This is a genomic window from Nocardioides pollutisoli (assembly GCF_040045055.1).
In the GTDB taxonomy this organism is placed as follows: domain Bacteria; phylum Actinomycetota; class Actinomycetes; order Propionibacteriales; family Nocardioidaceae; genus Nocardioides; species Nocardioides tweenelious.
Genome location: NZ_JBDZDU010000001.1, coordinates 924,866 through 939,206, shown reverse-complemented (window position 1 = coordinate 939,206; position 14,341 = coordinate 924,866). Strand labels below are relative to the sequence as shown.

The following is a 14,341-nucleotide window of genomic DNA, read 5'->3' as shown; positions in this document are numbered from 1 at the left end:
CGCGCGTAGCCGACTGATGGAACGCATCCGCGAGCGACCGTCTCTTCCAAGTTCTGGAGTCCTGCGGCCCACGAGCTCGTTCGCCGATCTCGCGAACCTGTGGCTGGCCGACCTCGACCTGCGTGACCTCGCCGGGAACACCAAGGAGAACTACCGGACCTGCCTGCGGCTCCATGTCCGGCCAGCGTTCGAGCACTACACGCTGGCCGAGGTGACCACCGGCCGCGTCGAGTGGTTCTTGGCGGAGCAGGCGACGGTGTCGCCGTCGCAGGCCAAGCAGACCCGCACGATGCTCAACATGCTCTTCGCCTTCGCGCTGCGCCACGACGCCATCGCCCGCAACCCGGTCGAAGGTACGTCCCAGCTCCGCCGGGCCAAGGCGACACCTCAGGCGCTCACGCTCGGACAGATCGCCGCGATCCGTAAGGCAGCCGCAGGGTGGCGAAGCGAACCAGGGCTGCCCGGCCCCAAGCCTGACGGCCAGGTGAGCGACATCATCGAGGTCCTGCTCGGCACAGCCATGCGTCCAGGCGAAGTGCTCGCACTCCGCCCCTGCGACATCGAAGACCTGCCCACCGGGATGATCGCCAGCGTCAACGGCACCGTGGTCCAACGCAAGGGGCGTGGAGCCGAGCGTCAGCCTCGCCCCAAGACCGACGCGTCGATCCGGCGCATCCCTGTCCCTGAGTTCGCCGCCGTCGTACTGCGGCGCCGGATCGCTGACACGCCGAGCGATGCGCCCACCCGGACCATCTTCGCCAGCCGCAACGGAGGTCCACTTAGCCCGTACAACGTCCGACGTACCTTCCGAGAGTTCCTCCGGCTCGCTGGACTCGGAGGCAGCGGCATCAGCCTGCGTTGGTACCGGCGGACCGGGGCGACGGTCATCGCGCGTGGAATCGGGACCGACGCGGCAGCCGCTTTCCTCGGTCACTCTTCGACGGTGATCACCGAGGGTCACTACATCGAGCCGGACCGTGCGGTGGATCCGACGCCCGCCGCGCACCTGGAACGGACCTTGCGGCCGGCCGAGCCGGACGGCTCGCTGCTGGCAAACCGCCCGGCTGACAGGGAGGAGGAACTGCTCGCCGTGGTCGACCGCGAAAGGGACGACGACGCCGTCGCCTAGCATTCAGGCAACTTGGGCCGACTAGGCTCCTGTTCTCGAGAGCTCCGGCGGAACGCCTCGAGTGTGACCCACTCCAGACCCGCCTCGCGGCGAATCTGCCGCCACCGCCGTTCGACGTTGTTGACCTGCTGCCACGTGATGTTGCGGGTAGGAAACAGCGCGTCGAGAAAGTTGTCGCGGGAGGTGCGGCGCCGCGCCTGGAGGATCAGCGCCGCCCCCTCGGGCACGGAGACCAGTCTGGGGCGCACCAGAGCCTTCCGATAGGTCCCGATGCCTGTCTCGGTCTTGATCGTGGCATTGACCTCGACGACCCTCGCCTTCAGATCGATGTCAGCCCAACGGAGGGCGAGGACCTCGCCGATCCGAGCCCCGGTCCCGAGCATCACCTCGATGATGTCGGCGATGTCGCCAGACGACTTGGGTCCCGAGCGTTCCTTGTTGAGCCAGGCCCGAACTGCTGCACGGACGCATTCGACTTCATCCATCGTGAGCGACCGATGGTCAGGCGCGGGGCGGCTGATGCTCAGCGCGCCTCGGACTGGATTGACAGGGACGGCGCCGACCTGGACCGCGGTGTCGAGCATCGCGCCCAAGACGACCTTGGCCTTGCGCTGGCGGTTCAGACTCTGGCTACCCAGCACGGTGAGCATCTTGTCGATCTTGATTGTCGTGAGGTCGCAGAGGCGCACGGCGCCAGTTGCGGGGATGACGAGCTTGTGCAGAACGCGCTCGTACTCGTTGACGGTGGTGCCGTCGAGCCGTTGTTCAGCTCGAAGTTGCTCTAGCCAGAAGTCGACCAGGGTCGCAACTGCGGTCTGTGGAGTGATGGGGGATTGCACGGACTGCTCCTTCACGACTCGGGCCGGGTTTGCCCTCGTCCTGTAGGTGTGCAGTTGTTACCTCGCGACCTTGCGTCGCCCCATCGCCGGTCGGGGTCGCGACCTCAAATCCAGAGGTCGCAGGTTCAAATCCTGCCCCCGCTACAAAGTTTCAGGCTCGGAATCTACGGATTCCGAGCCTGAAAGCATTTAGAGATTTGATCCAGGTACCACTTACGGTCCAAGAACCCGGTCCACGAACCTCCCCGGAGCCTCGTCAACGAAGGCGCTTTGGAGTCGAAACGGTAGGTGCCGTCCTGTGCGGACCCGGCCGCGCACCTAGGGTGCATGGAGACCACCACGCCCACGCTGAGCGGACTCGAGCCGCTGATGAGCATCGAGGAACTCTCGGAGTACCTCCACGTGCCGGTCAGGACGCTGTACGACTGGCGCCTCGCTGGCAAGGGGCCATGCGCCATCCACGTCGGCCGTCAATTGCGCTACTTCGTCAGCGACGTGCACGACTGGCTCGCCAGTCAGCGCGAGAGGGAGCCCGGCCATGTGCCCGAAGGGGCGTGATGGCTCATGGCTAGGCCACGCACGCCCATCGGAACCTTCGGCGACATCTCGTTCATAAACGCGACCGGTGGTCAGTTTCGCGCCCGCACGCGGTTCAGGGACAACGACGGGAAGGTCCGTCGCGTCTCGGCGACGGGCCTTACCAAGCGCGAGGCCGAGCGCAATCTGAAGAAGGTCCTGGCCGAGCGCTCGTCCTTCCGCTCGATGGGTGAGCTGACGCCCAACAGCTCCTTCACGAACCTCGTCGACGTCTGGCTAGCCGACCTGGACCTCGAGGGAAGGCTCGCAGAGAGCACGCGCGCGCTCTACGAGCGGAACATGCGCCAGCTTGTGATGCCCGTCTTCGAGGGATACGCGCTGCGCGAGATCACCGTGAGCAAGGTGGACCGATTCTTGAAGGTCTTGGCTGCAAACAAGAGCTACAGCATGGCGAAGCAGGCGAGGACCGTACTGAGCCTCGCCTTCGCACTCGCCGTTCGCTATGACGCGATCCCGAAGAACCCTGTGCGGGAGACATCGCGGCTCCGGAAGCCGCCGTCGCAGACGATGGCGCTCTCGGCTGCACAGGTTGAGGCGATTCGACTCGCGGTACGTACCTGGCGTCGAGGCCCAGGGCTGTCCGGCCCGCCCCCGGACGGTCAGTTGGAGCAGATCATCGAGGTAATGCTGGGGACGTCGGCTCGCATCGGCGAGGTGCTCGCGATCCGCAAATGCGATGTCGATGTGACCAGCTCGCCGGCTACCGTGCGGATCTCAGGGACGATCGTTTCGCCGGCCGGTAAGCCGACACGGCGCCAGCCTCACCCGAAGACAGTGAAGTCGACGAGAACGGTCTCGGTTCCGTCGTTCACCGCCGAGGTCCTGCGCGCCCGGCTGGTCAAGATCGCCGATGAGGGACCGGATCACCTCATCTTCTTCACCAGGAACAAGACCCCGCTGACTACCAACAACGTCCGTCGGCGGCTGCGCGCCGTCATGGACCAGGCGGGCATCGAGGGCGTCACCCCGCACTCGTTCAGGCGAACAGTCGCCACCGTCATCGACCGAGCTGGCGGCGCCGACCTTGCCGCTGAACTGCTTGGTCACAGCTCGTCGAAGATCACCAAGGAGCACTACATCCAGCCCGACGAGGCAGTTGATCCGGTGACGGCCGAGATACTCGAATCGCTCGCTCCTCAGCGGCATGACGACGTGACATAGCCGCGCTGCGGTCGTCTGCTGGCCCGACCAGCCACGGCCCGCTCATAGACGTGGGGTGTCGCGTCGGGGCTCCTTGGCGGGGGGACGGTGAACGAGGGCGGCGTGGAGGTCTGACCGGCTCCTGCCTGTCGACGACGTGGGGGGCTGCTCCGGAGGGCGCAGCTGCTCGCGTGCGGTCCGGATAACCTCGAGATCAGCTGCGCGGACCACGGGAACGAACCGTTCGCGGACCCGGTGGACCAACCGTCCGTCGCCGCTGACCAGCCGCGGGACGGTTACGCGCTGGACGAAGGCTCCACGCTCGACGCCGGATTCGAGGATGTCGATGATGCGCGAATCGATCCGACGAAACAGGGCATGGAAGCCCCCGAGCATCCTCGGCTCGATCACCGTCTCGGGATGCAGCGCCTTTAGTCGACCAACGGCGTTCGCGGCCTCGCCGGCGGCACCACTGCCGTTGCCGAGTTGCCCTCCGATGTTGCGGAGTTCGCGTTGGATGCGCGAGTAGGTCTCTGCACGGGCACCCCACTGACGAGCAAGGTGCGGGTCGATCCGCTCTGCATACGGCACGAGGCCAGCGCTGAGCAGTCGCTGAGAGTCGACGACCAAGCGCAGGTTCATCGCGTCCGGGAAGGACTCCAGCCTCACGAGGAGGTTGTGCACGGCTTGAAGGACTCCGAGCACGCCTGGCTTTGCTGGGCCTCCGATGGCCTTGGTCCGCGGGCGCCAGCCGGTCTGGTCGACGCTGTAGTCGGGTTGCCCAAGGCTGACGTCCAGGGCCGTGGCCAGCGCTGCCCAGCCGATTCGATCGCAGCCGGCGATGGACTCCCAGTCGGGTGTGTTGCGGTACCGACGGTCGAGCACGACCAGCGCCTGGCTGATGGCCGCGACGTCACCCGCGATAGTTCGTGCCTGCGCCGCGGTGAGGTGGATCGACTGGTCGGGCGCGGTGTCGTGCTCGGCGAGCGCGGCAGCGCGGGCAGCGAGACGCCAGTGCTCGACGACGCTGTTCGTGCTCGGGGTCGTGAACTCCTGGCTCGACGCCGCTCGTGTCGTCGCCTGATCGCGAGCCGCCTCCAAGGCTCGAGCGAGTTCAGCCACTGCGGCGCCGTGGTCGCTCGCCGCTCGGAACGGGTCGGCCGGCTTCGGCGGAACGTTCGGGAACGTGAGAGGTCTGGCCACTCCTATGGCTTGCGCGCACCAGACGAGAACGGTCTGTCGGAATCTCAGGATCTGTTGGCCGGCGGCGGCGCGCTCAGCGGATCCTGAAGCGAGCCTGTGCATGATCCGATGCTGGCGAAGCAGCGCAGCCAGCTCCGTGCGCATCTGCGCGCCGTTCTCGCCGTACATCAGCCGATGTCCAGGTCGTGTGCGTCGACGATCATCGCGAGGATCAGCTCGACCGAGAGGGGGTCGATGCCGTGGGTCTGGAGTTCCTCGATCGCGCTGCTCGCGGCGGCGAGCAGGATGTCGCGGTCGTCGGTGAGGTCCTCAGCGTCGAGGGCCGGGCATTCGTCGTCGTGCACGCGGTCGAGTTCGAGCAGGACGCGCTCGTACGCGGAGGATGCATCGAGTGTCAGCGCTCGGTCGGCGAGTGCCGCGACGTAGGACCTCGCCTGAGCGAGCGTCTGCGCATGGGGGAGAAGCATCTTCGCCTCCTTCTGTGGCTCGGATGTCGACCGTGATCCGGAAGTCGTCGTCTGGCCGTCGCTGCACTTACTTCTGTGGAAGCCCGCGCACGCGGGCTGGCCATGGCGTCTTCCTGGGATCAGCCGATGAGCTGCTGACCGGCGATCGCCGCGATCCTTCGTCGGCGCAGAACGTCCTCTCGGACGAACTCTGCGAAGTCCTCGTCCCGATCCCGGATCTCGATCTCGGTGCCTGCCTGGGGGGCTGACTCGCCAGGCCACGTCGTCTGCCGCGTGGGCCGGTCGCGATCAAGGCGCGTGCCGCAGATCGAGACCCAGTCCCGCAGGCGGTAGCGAGCATCGGAGAAATCGCGCATCCATGCGATCGGAGCCGACGGTGACGCTGACTCGTGGTAGCAGCTCAACCAGTGGCAGTGGAGCGCGGAGAGCTCCCAGACGAGCTCGTCGTGGCGGTGCCAGTACGGCGGCACGATGTTGGGCGGGAGACCGAAGGTGCTCTTGAGCCACTTCACCCAGTGGTCGAGGTCATGCCACTCGACCTCGGCCTGCTCGGCGTCGAGGAGGTTCCAGTTGATCGGGGCCGGTGGGCGTTCGAGCAGGTCGGTCACGCTGCGGTAGGCGTCACCGTCGTCGGGCTCGTCCGGGAACGGTCGCATCGCAGGCCCCGATTAGAGACCGACGGCGGGTGGCTGCGGAACAGCGGTGAGGGGCCTCTCGGCGGCGTGACGTCCGCGCTGGACGACGTAGTCGGTCTTGTTGGCGTTGTGGCCGATCTTGCGGGCGACGAACTCCTCCTTGATCACGGTGCCCTCGCGGCCGTCGACCTCGTACTCGTGGACGTAGCCGCTGGCCACGAAGGAGTCGCCCCTGCGGAAACGGGCGTAGGTCTCGCGGGCCGTGCTTTCGAAGGCGACCATGTCGTGGAAGGTGGGGTCGAGCTTCGTGAAGTTGCCGTCGACTTCCTTGCGCCACTGCTCGACGCCGACGCGCATGCGGCAGCACTCGGCGCCCGCCTTGGTGAAGTGAAGCTCAGGTGCTGCGGCGATGAAGCCCACCAGGCTCATCTGGGTTGGGATGGACATTCTGACTCCCGATTCCGGCGACGCCGGGTGCGCCGCGATCAGGAGATAGGTGCGCTGGCGGCGACACCAGGCTCCCGTCGCGTCCTTCGCTAGCGCGCACTCGCCGCAGCAGTCGCGGACTTCGTAAGTCCAGAATGAAAAGGATGGTGCTTGCCCATGGCCCTCGCGCTGCTCGGCTGCTGCTCAGCCCTGTGATGGGGTCATCGAGACTGCGTACGAGCGCCCACTGCGTTCGTGCAGCGGGAATTCGGACTCCGTCAGCCCCTCAGCCGCCTCCAGAGACGCGCCCACCACTTGGGCCCCGCCTGCTGAGCCGGTGTGCGATGAGTTTCAACGGCGCGGCGATCTGAAGCTTGTGCCCGTGCCTTCTGCGTGGGGTCGAGTTCGGTGTGCCAGTCCACCTCGCCTCGGGTAATGAAGTAGTGGGAGTTGCAGGGCAATCCGGTCGCGGCCACGGATGGTCTCAGCGACACTTCACCGTCAAAGATGATCTTGTAGCGGGCCGGCGACAGCTTGGTGACAACCTCTCGGCCGCACCCACAGGGGCAGATGTGCCCGGCGGTCGAGTAGGGGAGGGAGACGTAGAGAACGCCTGGCTCTATCGGTGTCGGAAAGGACTCGACGGGCCGCATGGTGTAGTGGTCAATCTGGCTCACTCGGCATCCCCGTTGCGCAACTCGTTGAGGTACAGCTTGTAGACAGTCTGGTTCGACGCCGTGTGAGTGGCGTAGAAGCCGAGGTAGCGCTTCCACCGGATGACGGCGAGCGCGGCGTTGAGCGCGTTCAGCTCGGCGACCTGGACGTTGCTGCTGTAGTCGTCCTGGCCTGGCGGGACGGCAGGCGCTGTCGGCAACGCGATCTCGTCGCCCGGTCGGAAGGCCGTCACCTTGGCCATACCGGTGAGTCCACCGCCCTGGCCTTCGCGAAAGCTCATGCCCACGTCGATGAACGGCACGCCCTGGTCTTGCAACCAGCGCATGATCTCAGGCCTGGACTCGGCGTCAGCGGCCGCGAGAAAGACGAAGGTGGCGCCTTCGAGCAGATGCAGGTTCTCGGCGGTGAGCGAGACAGGGTGGGCGGTGATTCCCGTGTGCATCCGTGAGTACTCGCGGGCGAAGTATTCGGCCTTTTTGGGCTTGGAGCGGACGGTCTCGTCCGCTGCCGCGCCAGGCGCGCGGTAGGCATTGTGAGTGTCGAAGTGGTCACCGTCGATGAGGATGATGCGGTCGACCCAGGTCTTGGCGACGTGGTCGAGGATGAAGCTGCCAGTACCGCCGACGCCAACGATGGCGACGGTGTGACCTCGAAAGAGGTTGTTGAGCGTCGTCAACCCAGCTCGAGTCGTGTTCGTGTCGGGATAGACGAGCGGCAGGTCATCGGGCACGACCTGAAAGGACCCGCCCGGCGTATCCGTCGCGGAGGGGTCGATGTGCCGCGCAGCGCTGAGCAGGATGCGGGCGTACTGGCGGATCTTGTCGGACAAACTGCCGTAGGCGCCGCTCGGAGGCTTGAACGACAGCATGTAGTCGGCCGTCTCGTTGGTCCCGAATCCGTGAGCCTGGCCACCGCTTCCAAGAGCTGCTCCGCTTTCGCCTCGCGGCTCCTCGCCGGCGAACCAAATCCGGTGGTCGGTGGAATCGGTGACCACGCCGTCCGTGTAGGTCACAGGGAGGACCAGTCGTCCGTCAGTCCGCAGCCCCGACGGCCCGACGTAGGGCAGCCGGCGTACGACGAGGTGCCCAGCTTCGAGCACCATTTCGTAGCCGTCATCTACGAGCCGGGAGATCTGCTCGTCAGGAGCGATTGGCAGGCTCGACATCGAAGACCATCCCGTCCTTCACCTGGACGTCCTTGCCGGGACGCAATGCGTGGTCCGGCCCGTGGCCGCGGCTGTACTCGACGAGGGTGCCCGCCGGATCGTAGGGCTGGCCGGGGAAGGCGAGCTCGACGACCTGCTCGAAGCTGATCTTCTTCTCGGTCCACTCGTGCTGCCTGGTGTTGACGGTGATCGTGACGACCCTCGTCTTGGCGTCGGCTGCATCTGTTGCACTCATGGTGCTACTCCGTTCTCCGGCGAACCGGCCCACTGTCTCGCATCTGAAACACTGCCCTGAGTCTAAAACAGTGCGCGTCGACTTACAAGCAGTGCGTCGACAGTGCAACACTGGCAGGCACCACCGACACTTCTTATGAGAGGCCGGGATGGCCAAGACGAAGATCGACACCGCGGGGCTCTACGCCGCGCTCGATGCTGAGCGGACCGCGCGGGGATGGTCGTGGCGACAAATGGCGAAGGAGATCGGCACCAGCCCGTCCTTGCTCTCGCGACTGGGCAACGACCAGCGGCCTGATGCTGACGGCTTCGCCACGCTGGTGCGCTGGCTGAAGATGCCGGCGGAGACATTCATGATCGACGCCGACGCCACATCGGTGAGTCAGTCAGAGCCGGATCTGGTTACCCAGCTGGCTCCGCTGCTTAGAGCGCGGCAGGACCTGGAGGACAAGGACGTCGCCTACCTTGAAGAGGTCATACGAGCGACCGTCAAGCACATGCATGCCACCCGGGAGGACATGGCATGACCGGGAAGCGCACCATCAATAAGGCCGCCTGCAAGAGGCTGGCCGGTGAGGTGCGCGCTGAACTCGGACTCGAGCCCATGGAGGCGCTGGACCCGTGGCAGCTGGCTGAGCTCTACGGCGTGCGAGTGCTGGCGCTCGGTCAGCTGCCTCTCGATCACGCTGTCCGGGACCACTTCCACAATGTCCGTCCCGAGGTGTTCTCCGGCGCGCTGCTGCCGCATCGCACGGGCGCGGTCATCATCGAGAACGACGCGCACCCGATGGCGAGGCGGCGCTCGACCATGGGCCACGAGATGGCGCATGTCGTGAGCGAGCACAAGTTCCACACGAGCCTGGTGAATGAGCGTGGCTGCCGTACGGCCGACAAGCTGCAGGAGGACGAGGCCGCGGAGATTTCGGGGGAGCTGCTTATTCCCTTCGAGGCTGCCAAGCGGCTCGCTCGCCGGAAGGCAACGGACGACGAGGTGGCACTGCGCTTCGGTGTCAGCCCGGAGCTGGCCCGCTGGCGCATGAACGCCACGGGTGCGCGCATCATCGCCGAGCGGGCTGCCAACCTTCGCCGGGCGTCGGGTACCTGAGCTGGAGACGGTCCAGGCGGGCGGCAAAATCGCGCCGATAGCTCCACCTCGTAGACACCGACCCGTTGCCGTGGCCTACTGGCCTCATGCCTGCCGACGTCCCTGATCCGCTACTACGACTCCCTGACGAGCAGGTCGCTGTTCCGCCCGGCCTAAGTGAAGAGGAGCGGCTGGAGGCGGTCCTGACTCAGGCTCTAGACCACGTGAACTTTCATGCGATGGCATGGCCTGCCGCCGATGCGGACGGCAATCTGATGCCGCCTCCGGACGCGCACGTCCTGCACGAGCTCGCGCACGCGAATGATCTCGCCGACGAGGATGACCTCCTGGTCAATCCGCGTCTCGGCACCGTGGGAGTGGTCTCCGAACTTCCCGAGTGCGACTTCTGCCACGAGCCGGCCCGCTACGACGCTGTGATCACGATCGGCGATCGACGCGGCGGGGCAAGCCTCTGCGGTGAGCACTACCGCGAGAAGGGCTCAGGCACGCTGGGTGCCAGCGGGGATGCCTACCTCATGCTCAAATCCGAGGTTTCCGACTCGGTTCGAGCGACGTGCAACGAGATCCGCGCCGCTCAGGGTAACGACCCGTTGTTCTGACGTAGCCGAGCCATAAGGTGGCGCTGCTCATCCAAACCGCCGCAGCCGTCGGACGACGCAGCTACGGTTACAGCGAGTCTCCTCTCAGAGGAGACCTCCTGGCCGATCGTGCGCATGGGAGGAGCCGACGCCGGTGGAGGGATACGTGGCTGACGAGGAGTACGACGAGGTCGACGCCCTGGTTCGCATCCCGAAGGGCGAGCGACTCGCAGACTCTCGAAAGACGGAGGGTTGGAGCCGTGGCTTCACGCCCAAGTCCGCCGACAAGGGCCCTGGCCACGTCGAAATCCGCCTGAAGGACACTGCCGCCGCGGACCTTGATCAGGAGCCGGAAGTCGTCTACGTCACTGAGTATGCAGAGTCACCGCGACGCGAACTCACCCCATCTGAACAGGCCACGGCGGACCTCCTGAACCGGGTCATCGAGGACCTGTACGAGGTCCTGAAGCCCGTAGTCGCCGACTGGGTCAGGGTTCGTGTCGTCCCTGCGCTGAAGGCCAAGCGTGAAGCGCTCCGGCAGAAGCGGCAAGAGCGCAAGGCCACGCAGGCGCTGCGAGCCGACGCATCCGAGTCGGGAGAGCAGGACGCTGCAATCCCCCAGAAAGTGGCCCTCGTCCCGAGCCAGCCGACGATCACCGTGACCAACGAGCAGTTCCAGGAACTCTTCATGACGTGGCTCGTCCGCGAAGATGCCCAGCAGATGCTTTGGCAGGCGATCGCTAGTGCGCACATCGAAGACGGCGACGCGGCGACCCTCGCATGGCAGCAGGACCTCGTGGGGCGACTTCTCGCGGCGAGCCTGCCGCTCGACGCTGCAAAGCCGGCTCCTCCGCGCACCGAGGGGTTCACCTGAGCGGACCACTGAGTGAGAAACTGGAGGCCGCGCCGCCGCGTCAAAATCGGCTGGTCGGTGCGGGGATGTGCACTCAATGCCGACTCGTCCACTGGCGGAGCGTGGTCACGATCGGTGGAGCGCTGCGGAGAAGGACGAGACCGGTGCCGAACGGAAGGGTGCGGATCCGCTCTGGTGGCATGACCGCAACCCGCCGGCTCGACCGCTGGAGCGAGCGTTGCCCGTAGTCGCCGATGCTCACGGTGTCGGTCCGCTCGTCGCGTTCGCCGATGAGGACCGAGAGCTCCTGAAGGTCTTTCGAGGTCGACGCGCCGCCAAGGATGACCTTGACGATGCTCGCGTCCCAAATCGTGCTGGCCGCATGGTCGCCCCACTTGCTGCGCGCCTGGGCCAGCGACTGCAGAACGGGCATCGTCGTGATCCCAGTCCCACCTCCCTCCGCCATCAGCACCGGAAGCGAGGGGAGTGGCGCGAGGTTGCCGATCTCGTCGAGCGCCATGAGTACGGGAGGGTCCAAGCGCGCGCCCGGTGATGTGGCGGCGAGGTGGCGGGCGACCTCCGTGAGGTCTTCCATGAAGGCCGCGACGAGCGGCCACGAGGCACCTGCGCCTGCACCGGTGGCGAGCAGGTAGAGCGTGCCGTTCTGGGTGAGGAAGTTGCCCGGCTCGAACTCCTCGCCGGGCTCGGGGCTGACGGCATCCAGCACGGCGGGGTCGGCGAGGCACGAGAGTGCTTGAGCGACGGCCATCCAGATCGAATCGCGGGTGCGCGGATCGGAGTCGATCATCCCGCCGAGGGAGTCCGACCAGCCGGCGGCGGCCTGGGGATGGCTGGCGAGGATTCCGACAGCGTCCGTCGCGGCAGACGCAGACAACGACCACTCGAGGAGAGCCCGAGTCGGAAGCTTCTCGAGGGCGGCCGCGTGGAGGAGCGCCTGAAGGGCGGAGCGGGCCTTGCCTTCCCAGAAGCTGCCGGACTCCGTGCCGCCGGAGGAGAGTCCGGTCGACGATGCCAGCCCTGAAGCGCGAATCATCGCGGTCAGGGGCTGTTCGCAGCCGCGGATCGGAGACCAGCGGACGCCGCACCCGTCGACGTCGCGCAGCCCCGCGGTGAGGTGCTGCGGGTCGAAGACAGCGACCGGCCCACGGGCCTTCCGGCCGGCGATCGTGGCGGCGATGTTGTCCGGCCGTGTCGAGGTCGTGACGACGGCACCAGGCGCGTCGAGGATGGCGTTGATGACCAGGTGGAGTCCCTTGCCCGAGCGTGGTGGGCCGATGACGAGGATCGAGTCCTCGACCGACGCCCAGATCTCCCGGCCACAGCTGCGCCCGATCAGGTACCCGACGTCGGTCGCCCTCGGGTGCCGCAGCGAGGGGCGGAGGGTCGCGCCGCGGCTTACGAGGGCCTTCTTCGATGCGGTCGTGTCGATGTCTCGCGCGGTTGCGGTTCCTTTGATGCGGTGGGGATCTCGAGCTGTCCGGTGCCAGAGGCGTGCGACGAGCCTCCAGATGCTCCACGCGAATGTCGCGAGGACGCCTAGGAACAGCGTCACCACGCTCCAGTACGCGACCGCTGACAGCCCGGGTGCCCCGAACGCTTGCGCCGGTCGGCCCGGATCGGTGAGGACACGCAATCCGCTTGCGATCCCACCATCGGGGGTGGTCGCACCCGTTGCAGCGGCGGCGGCTGTTGCAGCGGCGCGGAGCACCAGCGCCAGTGCGAACGCGGCCGCGAGCCCGATGAGTGCCAGGTTCACGAGCTCGTCGTTCGACCCGCGTGCGGCCGGGTTCATGCCGGCGCCTCGAACGGAGTGACTGTCCGCGAGCTCATGCCCAGGAGCACGAGTCCGCCGCGGGTTGCGGCGAGTAGCGCGGGTGGGAGATTGAGTGAAGCGTTGCCTTCGGCATCGGCGTGCTGGCGTACGACAACGTACGCCAGCGCCACCTCCTCACCTGGCTCGAACCCGGCGCCAGCGAGCGCCGGCGTTGACGGGGCACGCGCCGGCTCCGCTGCCGCTGCTCCCGACGATTCGGTGGGAGTCGCGACGTCGACGTACGTCGAGCCATCGGCCTCGCGTACCTCGACGCGTACGGGTGCGCCGAGCTCGGAGGTGATCTCGTCGATGACAGACCGAAGGTCACCGCGTGTTCTGCCCTGCTCTGATGCGCGCGGGACACCGTCGACATCGACTGTCATCACGCCGGCGGCATCGATGACGACGTGAACGACGCTCAGGACGACGGGGACCTTCATAGCCCCAGCACCGATCCGTCGCGGCGGGCGTTGGTGACGACCGGAGCCGTCCCGGTGCGATGGCTGAGGGCTTCGCGGTCGAGCCCAGGAGGGTTGCCGTCGCCGACCTGCTGGGTGTCGAGCTTAACGAGGATGCCGAGCGCGGTCGCGCGGACGCGTTCGGCGGTCGACTGGACGACCTCGATGGGGTTCTTGCCGGGGATACTTGCTGCCCAGGTCGACACGTACGGCACGGTGTAGGAGGAGGTGTCGAGCCCGTGCGCCGCACCGACCATGAGCGCGACGGATTCGGCTTCCACCTCGGCGATCCCACGGTGCAGGGTCGCGTCGGCGGCGGCCTCGGTCGACAAAGCGTTCTCAGGTGGCGCATGGAGAAGGACATGGCCGAGTTCGTGGGCGAGCGTCTTCACCTGGGCTGCTTCGTCCATGTCCATTCGGACCGAGACCTCGCGGGAGAGGAAGTCGGTCAGGCCGTTGGCGCCGCCGATCGCCGCCGCCGATGAGACAAGGCGGAGCTCGAAGCCGGCCCCAGTGATCTGGTCGGCGAGTCCGTCCCACAGCCCGGGCGGTGCCTGACCCTGGAGCAGTGTGGGGCGGGGGAGTTCGGGCACAGCGTCGCCGGTGGTCTGGGAGATGTCCCAGACGTAGGTCGGCTTGACGCCGATCATGCGGGTGCGGGCGTACTCGCCCGTGAGCGGCTTCTCGTTGCGGGCCAGGCGGCGCCAGGAGTTCCGGTCGTCCGGGGTGAACGAGGCGAATCGCCGGGTCACCGGGGCGAGGATGCCGTACCCGTGCTGGCCCTTCGCAACGCTCCGTCCGAGCGAGAGCCATTGGTGGAAGCCGGCGACGTACGTCGGCGTCGGCTCGGGCACCCGACCCTCGTTGTACGCCGCGAAATGCTGCGCCGCTATCAGCATGGAATTGCCAAAGCTGCGCCCTCGGAACTGTGCGGCGAAGGTCAGGGCGCGCTTCCAGTCCTCACCGGTCACGAGCGCTGCGACGGACTCCGACAGCTGCTCCT

Annotated in this window: 18 protein-coding genes; 7 read left to right on the top strand and 11 right to left on the bottom strand. The window is 66.7% G+C overall.

Annotated features, from left to right (window positions below; all coding sequences use genetic code 11):
* Positions 1-16 precede the first annotated feature (16 nt).
* The gene (locus tag ABLE68_RS04520) at positions 17-1,129 is read left to right on the top strand and encodes a site-specific integrase (RefSeq protein ID WP_348870066.1); all 1,113 of its coding nucleotides are present in this window, start codon (positions 17-19) and stop codon (positions 1,127-1,129) included.
* Here ABLE68_RS04520 and ABLE68_RS04515 read toward each other — a convergent pair.
* Positions 1,126-1,968 (bottom strand): tyrosine-type recombinase/integrase, encoded by an 843-nt coding sequence (locus tag ABLE68_RS04515; protein ID WP_348870065.1) that lies wholly within the window; start codon positions 1,966-1,968, stop codon positions 1,126-1,128. The genes ABLE68_RS04520 and ABLE68_RS04515 overlap by 4 nt on opposite strands.
* Positions 1,969-2,295: 327 nt before the next feature.
* Between ABLE68_RS04515 and ABLE68_RS04510 the strand changes: the two genes are divergently transcribed.
* Both ABLE68_RS04510 and ABLE68_RS04505 read left to right on the top strand, forming a co-directional pair.
* Positions 2,296-2,526 carry a helix-turn-helix transcriptional regulator gene (locus ABLE68_RS04510; protein WP_348870064.1) on the top strand — a complete coding sequence of 77 codons (231 nt, stop codon included), beginning with the start codon at positions 2,296-2,298 and terminating at the stop codon, positions 2,524-2,526.
* A 6-nt stretch (positions 2,527-2,532) separates the two neighbouring features.
* Complete coding sequence (locus ABLE68_RS04505) at positions 2,533-3,726, top strand: tyrosine-type recombinase/integrase (RefSeq protein WP_348870062.1); 1,194 nt, start codon at positions 2,533-2,535, stop codon at positions 3,724-3,726.
* Between the two features lie 42 nt (positions 3,727-3,768).
* Here the strand turns inward: ABLE68_RS04505 and ABLE68_RS04500 are convergent, their stop codons facing one another.
* The 7 genes from ABLE68_RS04500 to ABLE68_RS04475 all read right to left on the bottom strand — a co-directional run bounded on the left by ABLE68_RS04500 (position 3,769) and on the right by ABLE68_RS04475 (position 8,511).
* Positions 3,769-5,076, bottom strand: a complete 1,308-nt coding sequence (locus ABLE68_RS04500; RefSeq protein WP_348870061.1) for a hypothetical protein — start codon at positions 5,074-5,076, stop codon at positions 3,769-3,771.
* A complete protein-coding gene (locus tag ABLE68_RS04495; RefSeq protein ID WP_348870060.1) occupies positions 5,076-5,375 on the bottom strand; it encodes a hypothetical protein in 300 nt (99 codons plus the stop codon). The genes ABLE68_RS04500 and ABLE68_RS04495 overlap by 1 nt, the downstream gene beginning before the upstream one ends.
* A gap of 119 nt (positions 5,376-5,494) precedes the next feature.
* A complete protein-coding gene (locus tag ABLE68_RS04490) occupies positions 5,495-6,031 on the bottom strand; it encodes a hypothetical protein (protein WP_348870058.1) in 537 nt (178 codons plus the stop codon).
* A 12-nt stretch (positions 6,032-6,043) separates the two neighbouring features.
* Entirely contained in the window at positions 6,044-6,457 is a 414-nt protein-coding gene (locus tag ABLE68_RS04485) for a single-stranded DNA-binding protein (RefSeq protein ID WP_348870057.1), read from the bottom strand.
* A gap of 257 nt (positions 6,458-6,714) precedes the next feature.
* On the bottom strand, positions 6,715-7,089 hold the full coding sequence (locus ABLE68_RS22275; RefSeq protein ID WP_425475645.1) for a ubiquitination-like system serine protease family protein: 375 nt from the start codon (positions 7,087-7,089) through the stop codon (positions 6,715-6,717).
* A gap of 20 nt (positions 7,090-7,109) precedes the next feature.
* Positions 7,110-8,276 (bottom strand): ThiF family adenylyltransferase, encoded by a 1,167-nt coding sequence (locus tag ABLE68_RS04480; protein WP_348870056.1) that lies wholly within the window; start codon positions 8,274-8,276, stop codon positions 7,110-7,112.
* Positions 8,251-8,511 (bottom strand): multiubiquitin domain-containing protein, encoded by a 261-nt coding sequence (locus ABLE68_RS04475; RefSeq protein ID WP_348870054.1) that lies wholly within the window; start codon positions 8,509-8,511, stop codon positions 8,251-8,253. Before ABLE68_RS04475 ends, ABLE68_RS04480 begins: the two co-directional genes overlap by 26 nt.
* A gap of 148 nt (positions 8,512-8,659) precedes the next feature.
* On the opposite strand from ABLE68_RS04475, the gene ABLE68_RS04470 reads away from it, so the two are divergent.
* The 4 genes from ABLE68_RS04470 to ABLE68_RS04455 all read left to right on the top strand — a co-directional run bounded on the left by ABLE68_RS04470 (position 8,660) and on the right by ABLE68_RS04455 (position 11,067).
* The gene (locus ABLE68_RS04470) at positions 8,660-9,037 is read left to right on the top strand and encodes a helix-turn-helix domain-containing protein (RefSeq protein WP_348870053.1); all 378 of its coding nucleotides are present in this window, start codon (positions 8,660-8,662) and stop codon (positions 9,035-9,037) included.
* Positions 9,034-9,615, top strand: coding sequence for an ImmA/IrrE family metallo-endopeptidase (locus tag ABLE68_RS04465; RefSeq protein ID WP_348870052.1), 582 nt, complete (start codon positions 9,034-9,036; stop codon positions 9,613-9,615). The genes ABLE68_RS04470 and ABLE68_RS04465 overlap by 4 nt, the downstream gene beginning before the upstream one ends.
* 86 nt (positions 9,616-9,701) lie before the next feature.
* A complete protein-coding gene (locus ABLE68_RS04460; protein ID WP_348870051.1) occupies positions 9,702-10,214 on the top strand; it encodes a hypothetical protein in 513 nt (170 codons plus the stop codon).
* Between the two features lie 133 nt (positions 10,215-10,347).
* Positions 10,348-11,067, top strand: a complete 720-nt coding sequence (locus ABLE68_RS04455; RefSeq protein WP_348870050.1) for a hypothetical protein — start codon at positions 10,348-10,350, stop codon at positions 11,065-11,067.
* 73 nt (positions 11,068-11,140) lie between these two features.
* Here ABLE68_RS04455 and ABLE68_RS04450 read toward each other — a convergent pair whose 3' ends face one another.
* Genes ABLE68_RS04450 through ABLE68_RS04440 form a run of 3 tightly spaced genes read right to left on the bottom strand, consistent with a single transcriptional unit; the run spans position 11,141 to position 14,309 of the window.
* Positions 11,141-12,859, bottom strand: coding sequence for a type IV secretory system conjugative DNA transfer family protein (locus ABLE68_RS04450; RefSeq protein WP_348870048.1), 1,719 nt, complete (start codon positions 12,857-12,859; stop codon positions 11,141-11,143).
* Positions 12,856-13,320, bottom strand: a complete 465-nt coding sequence (locus ABLE68_RS04445; RefSeq protein WP_348870047.1) for a hypothetical protein — start codon at positions 13,318-13,320, stop codon at positions 12,856-12,858. The genes ABLE68_RS04450 and ABLE68_RS04445 overlap by 4 nt, the downstream gene beginning before the upstream one ends.
* A complete protein-coding gene (locus tag ABLE68_RS04440; protein ID WP_348870046.1) occupies positions 13,317-14,309 on the bottom strand; it encodes an ArdC-like ssDNA-binding domain-containing protein in 993 nt (330 codons plus the stop codon). Before ABLE68_RS04440 ends, ABLE68_RS04445 begins: the two co-directional genes overlap by 4 nt.
* Positions 14,310-14,341 lie beyond the last annotated feature (32 nt).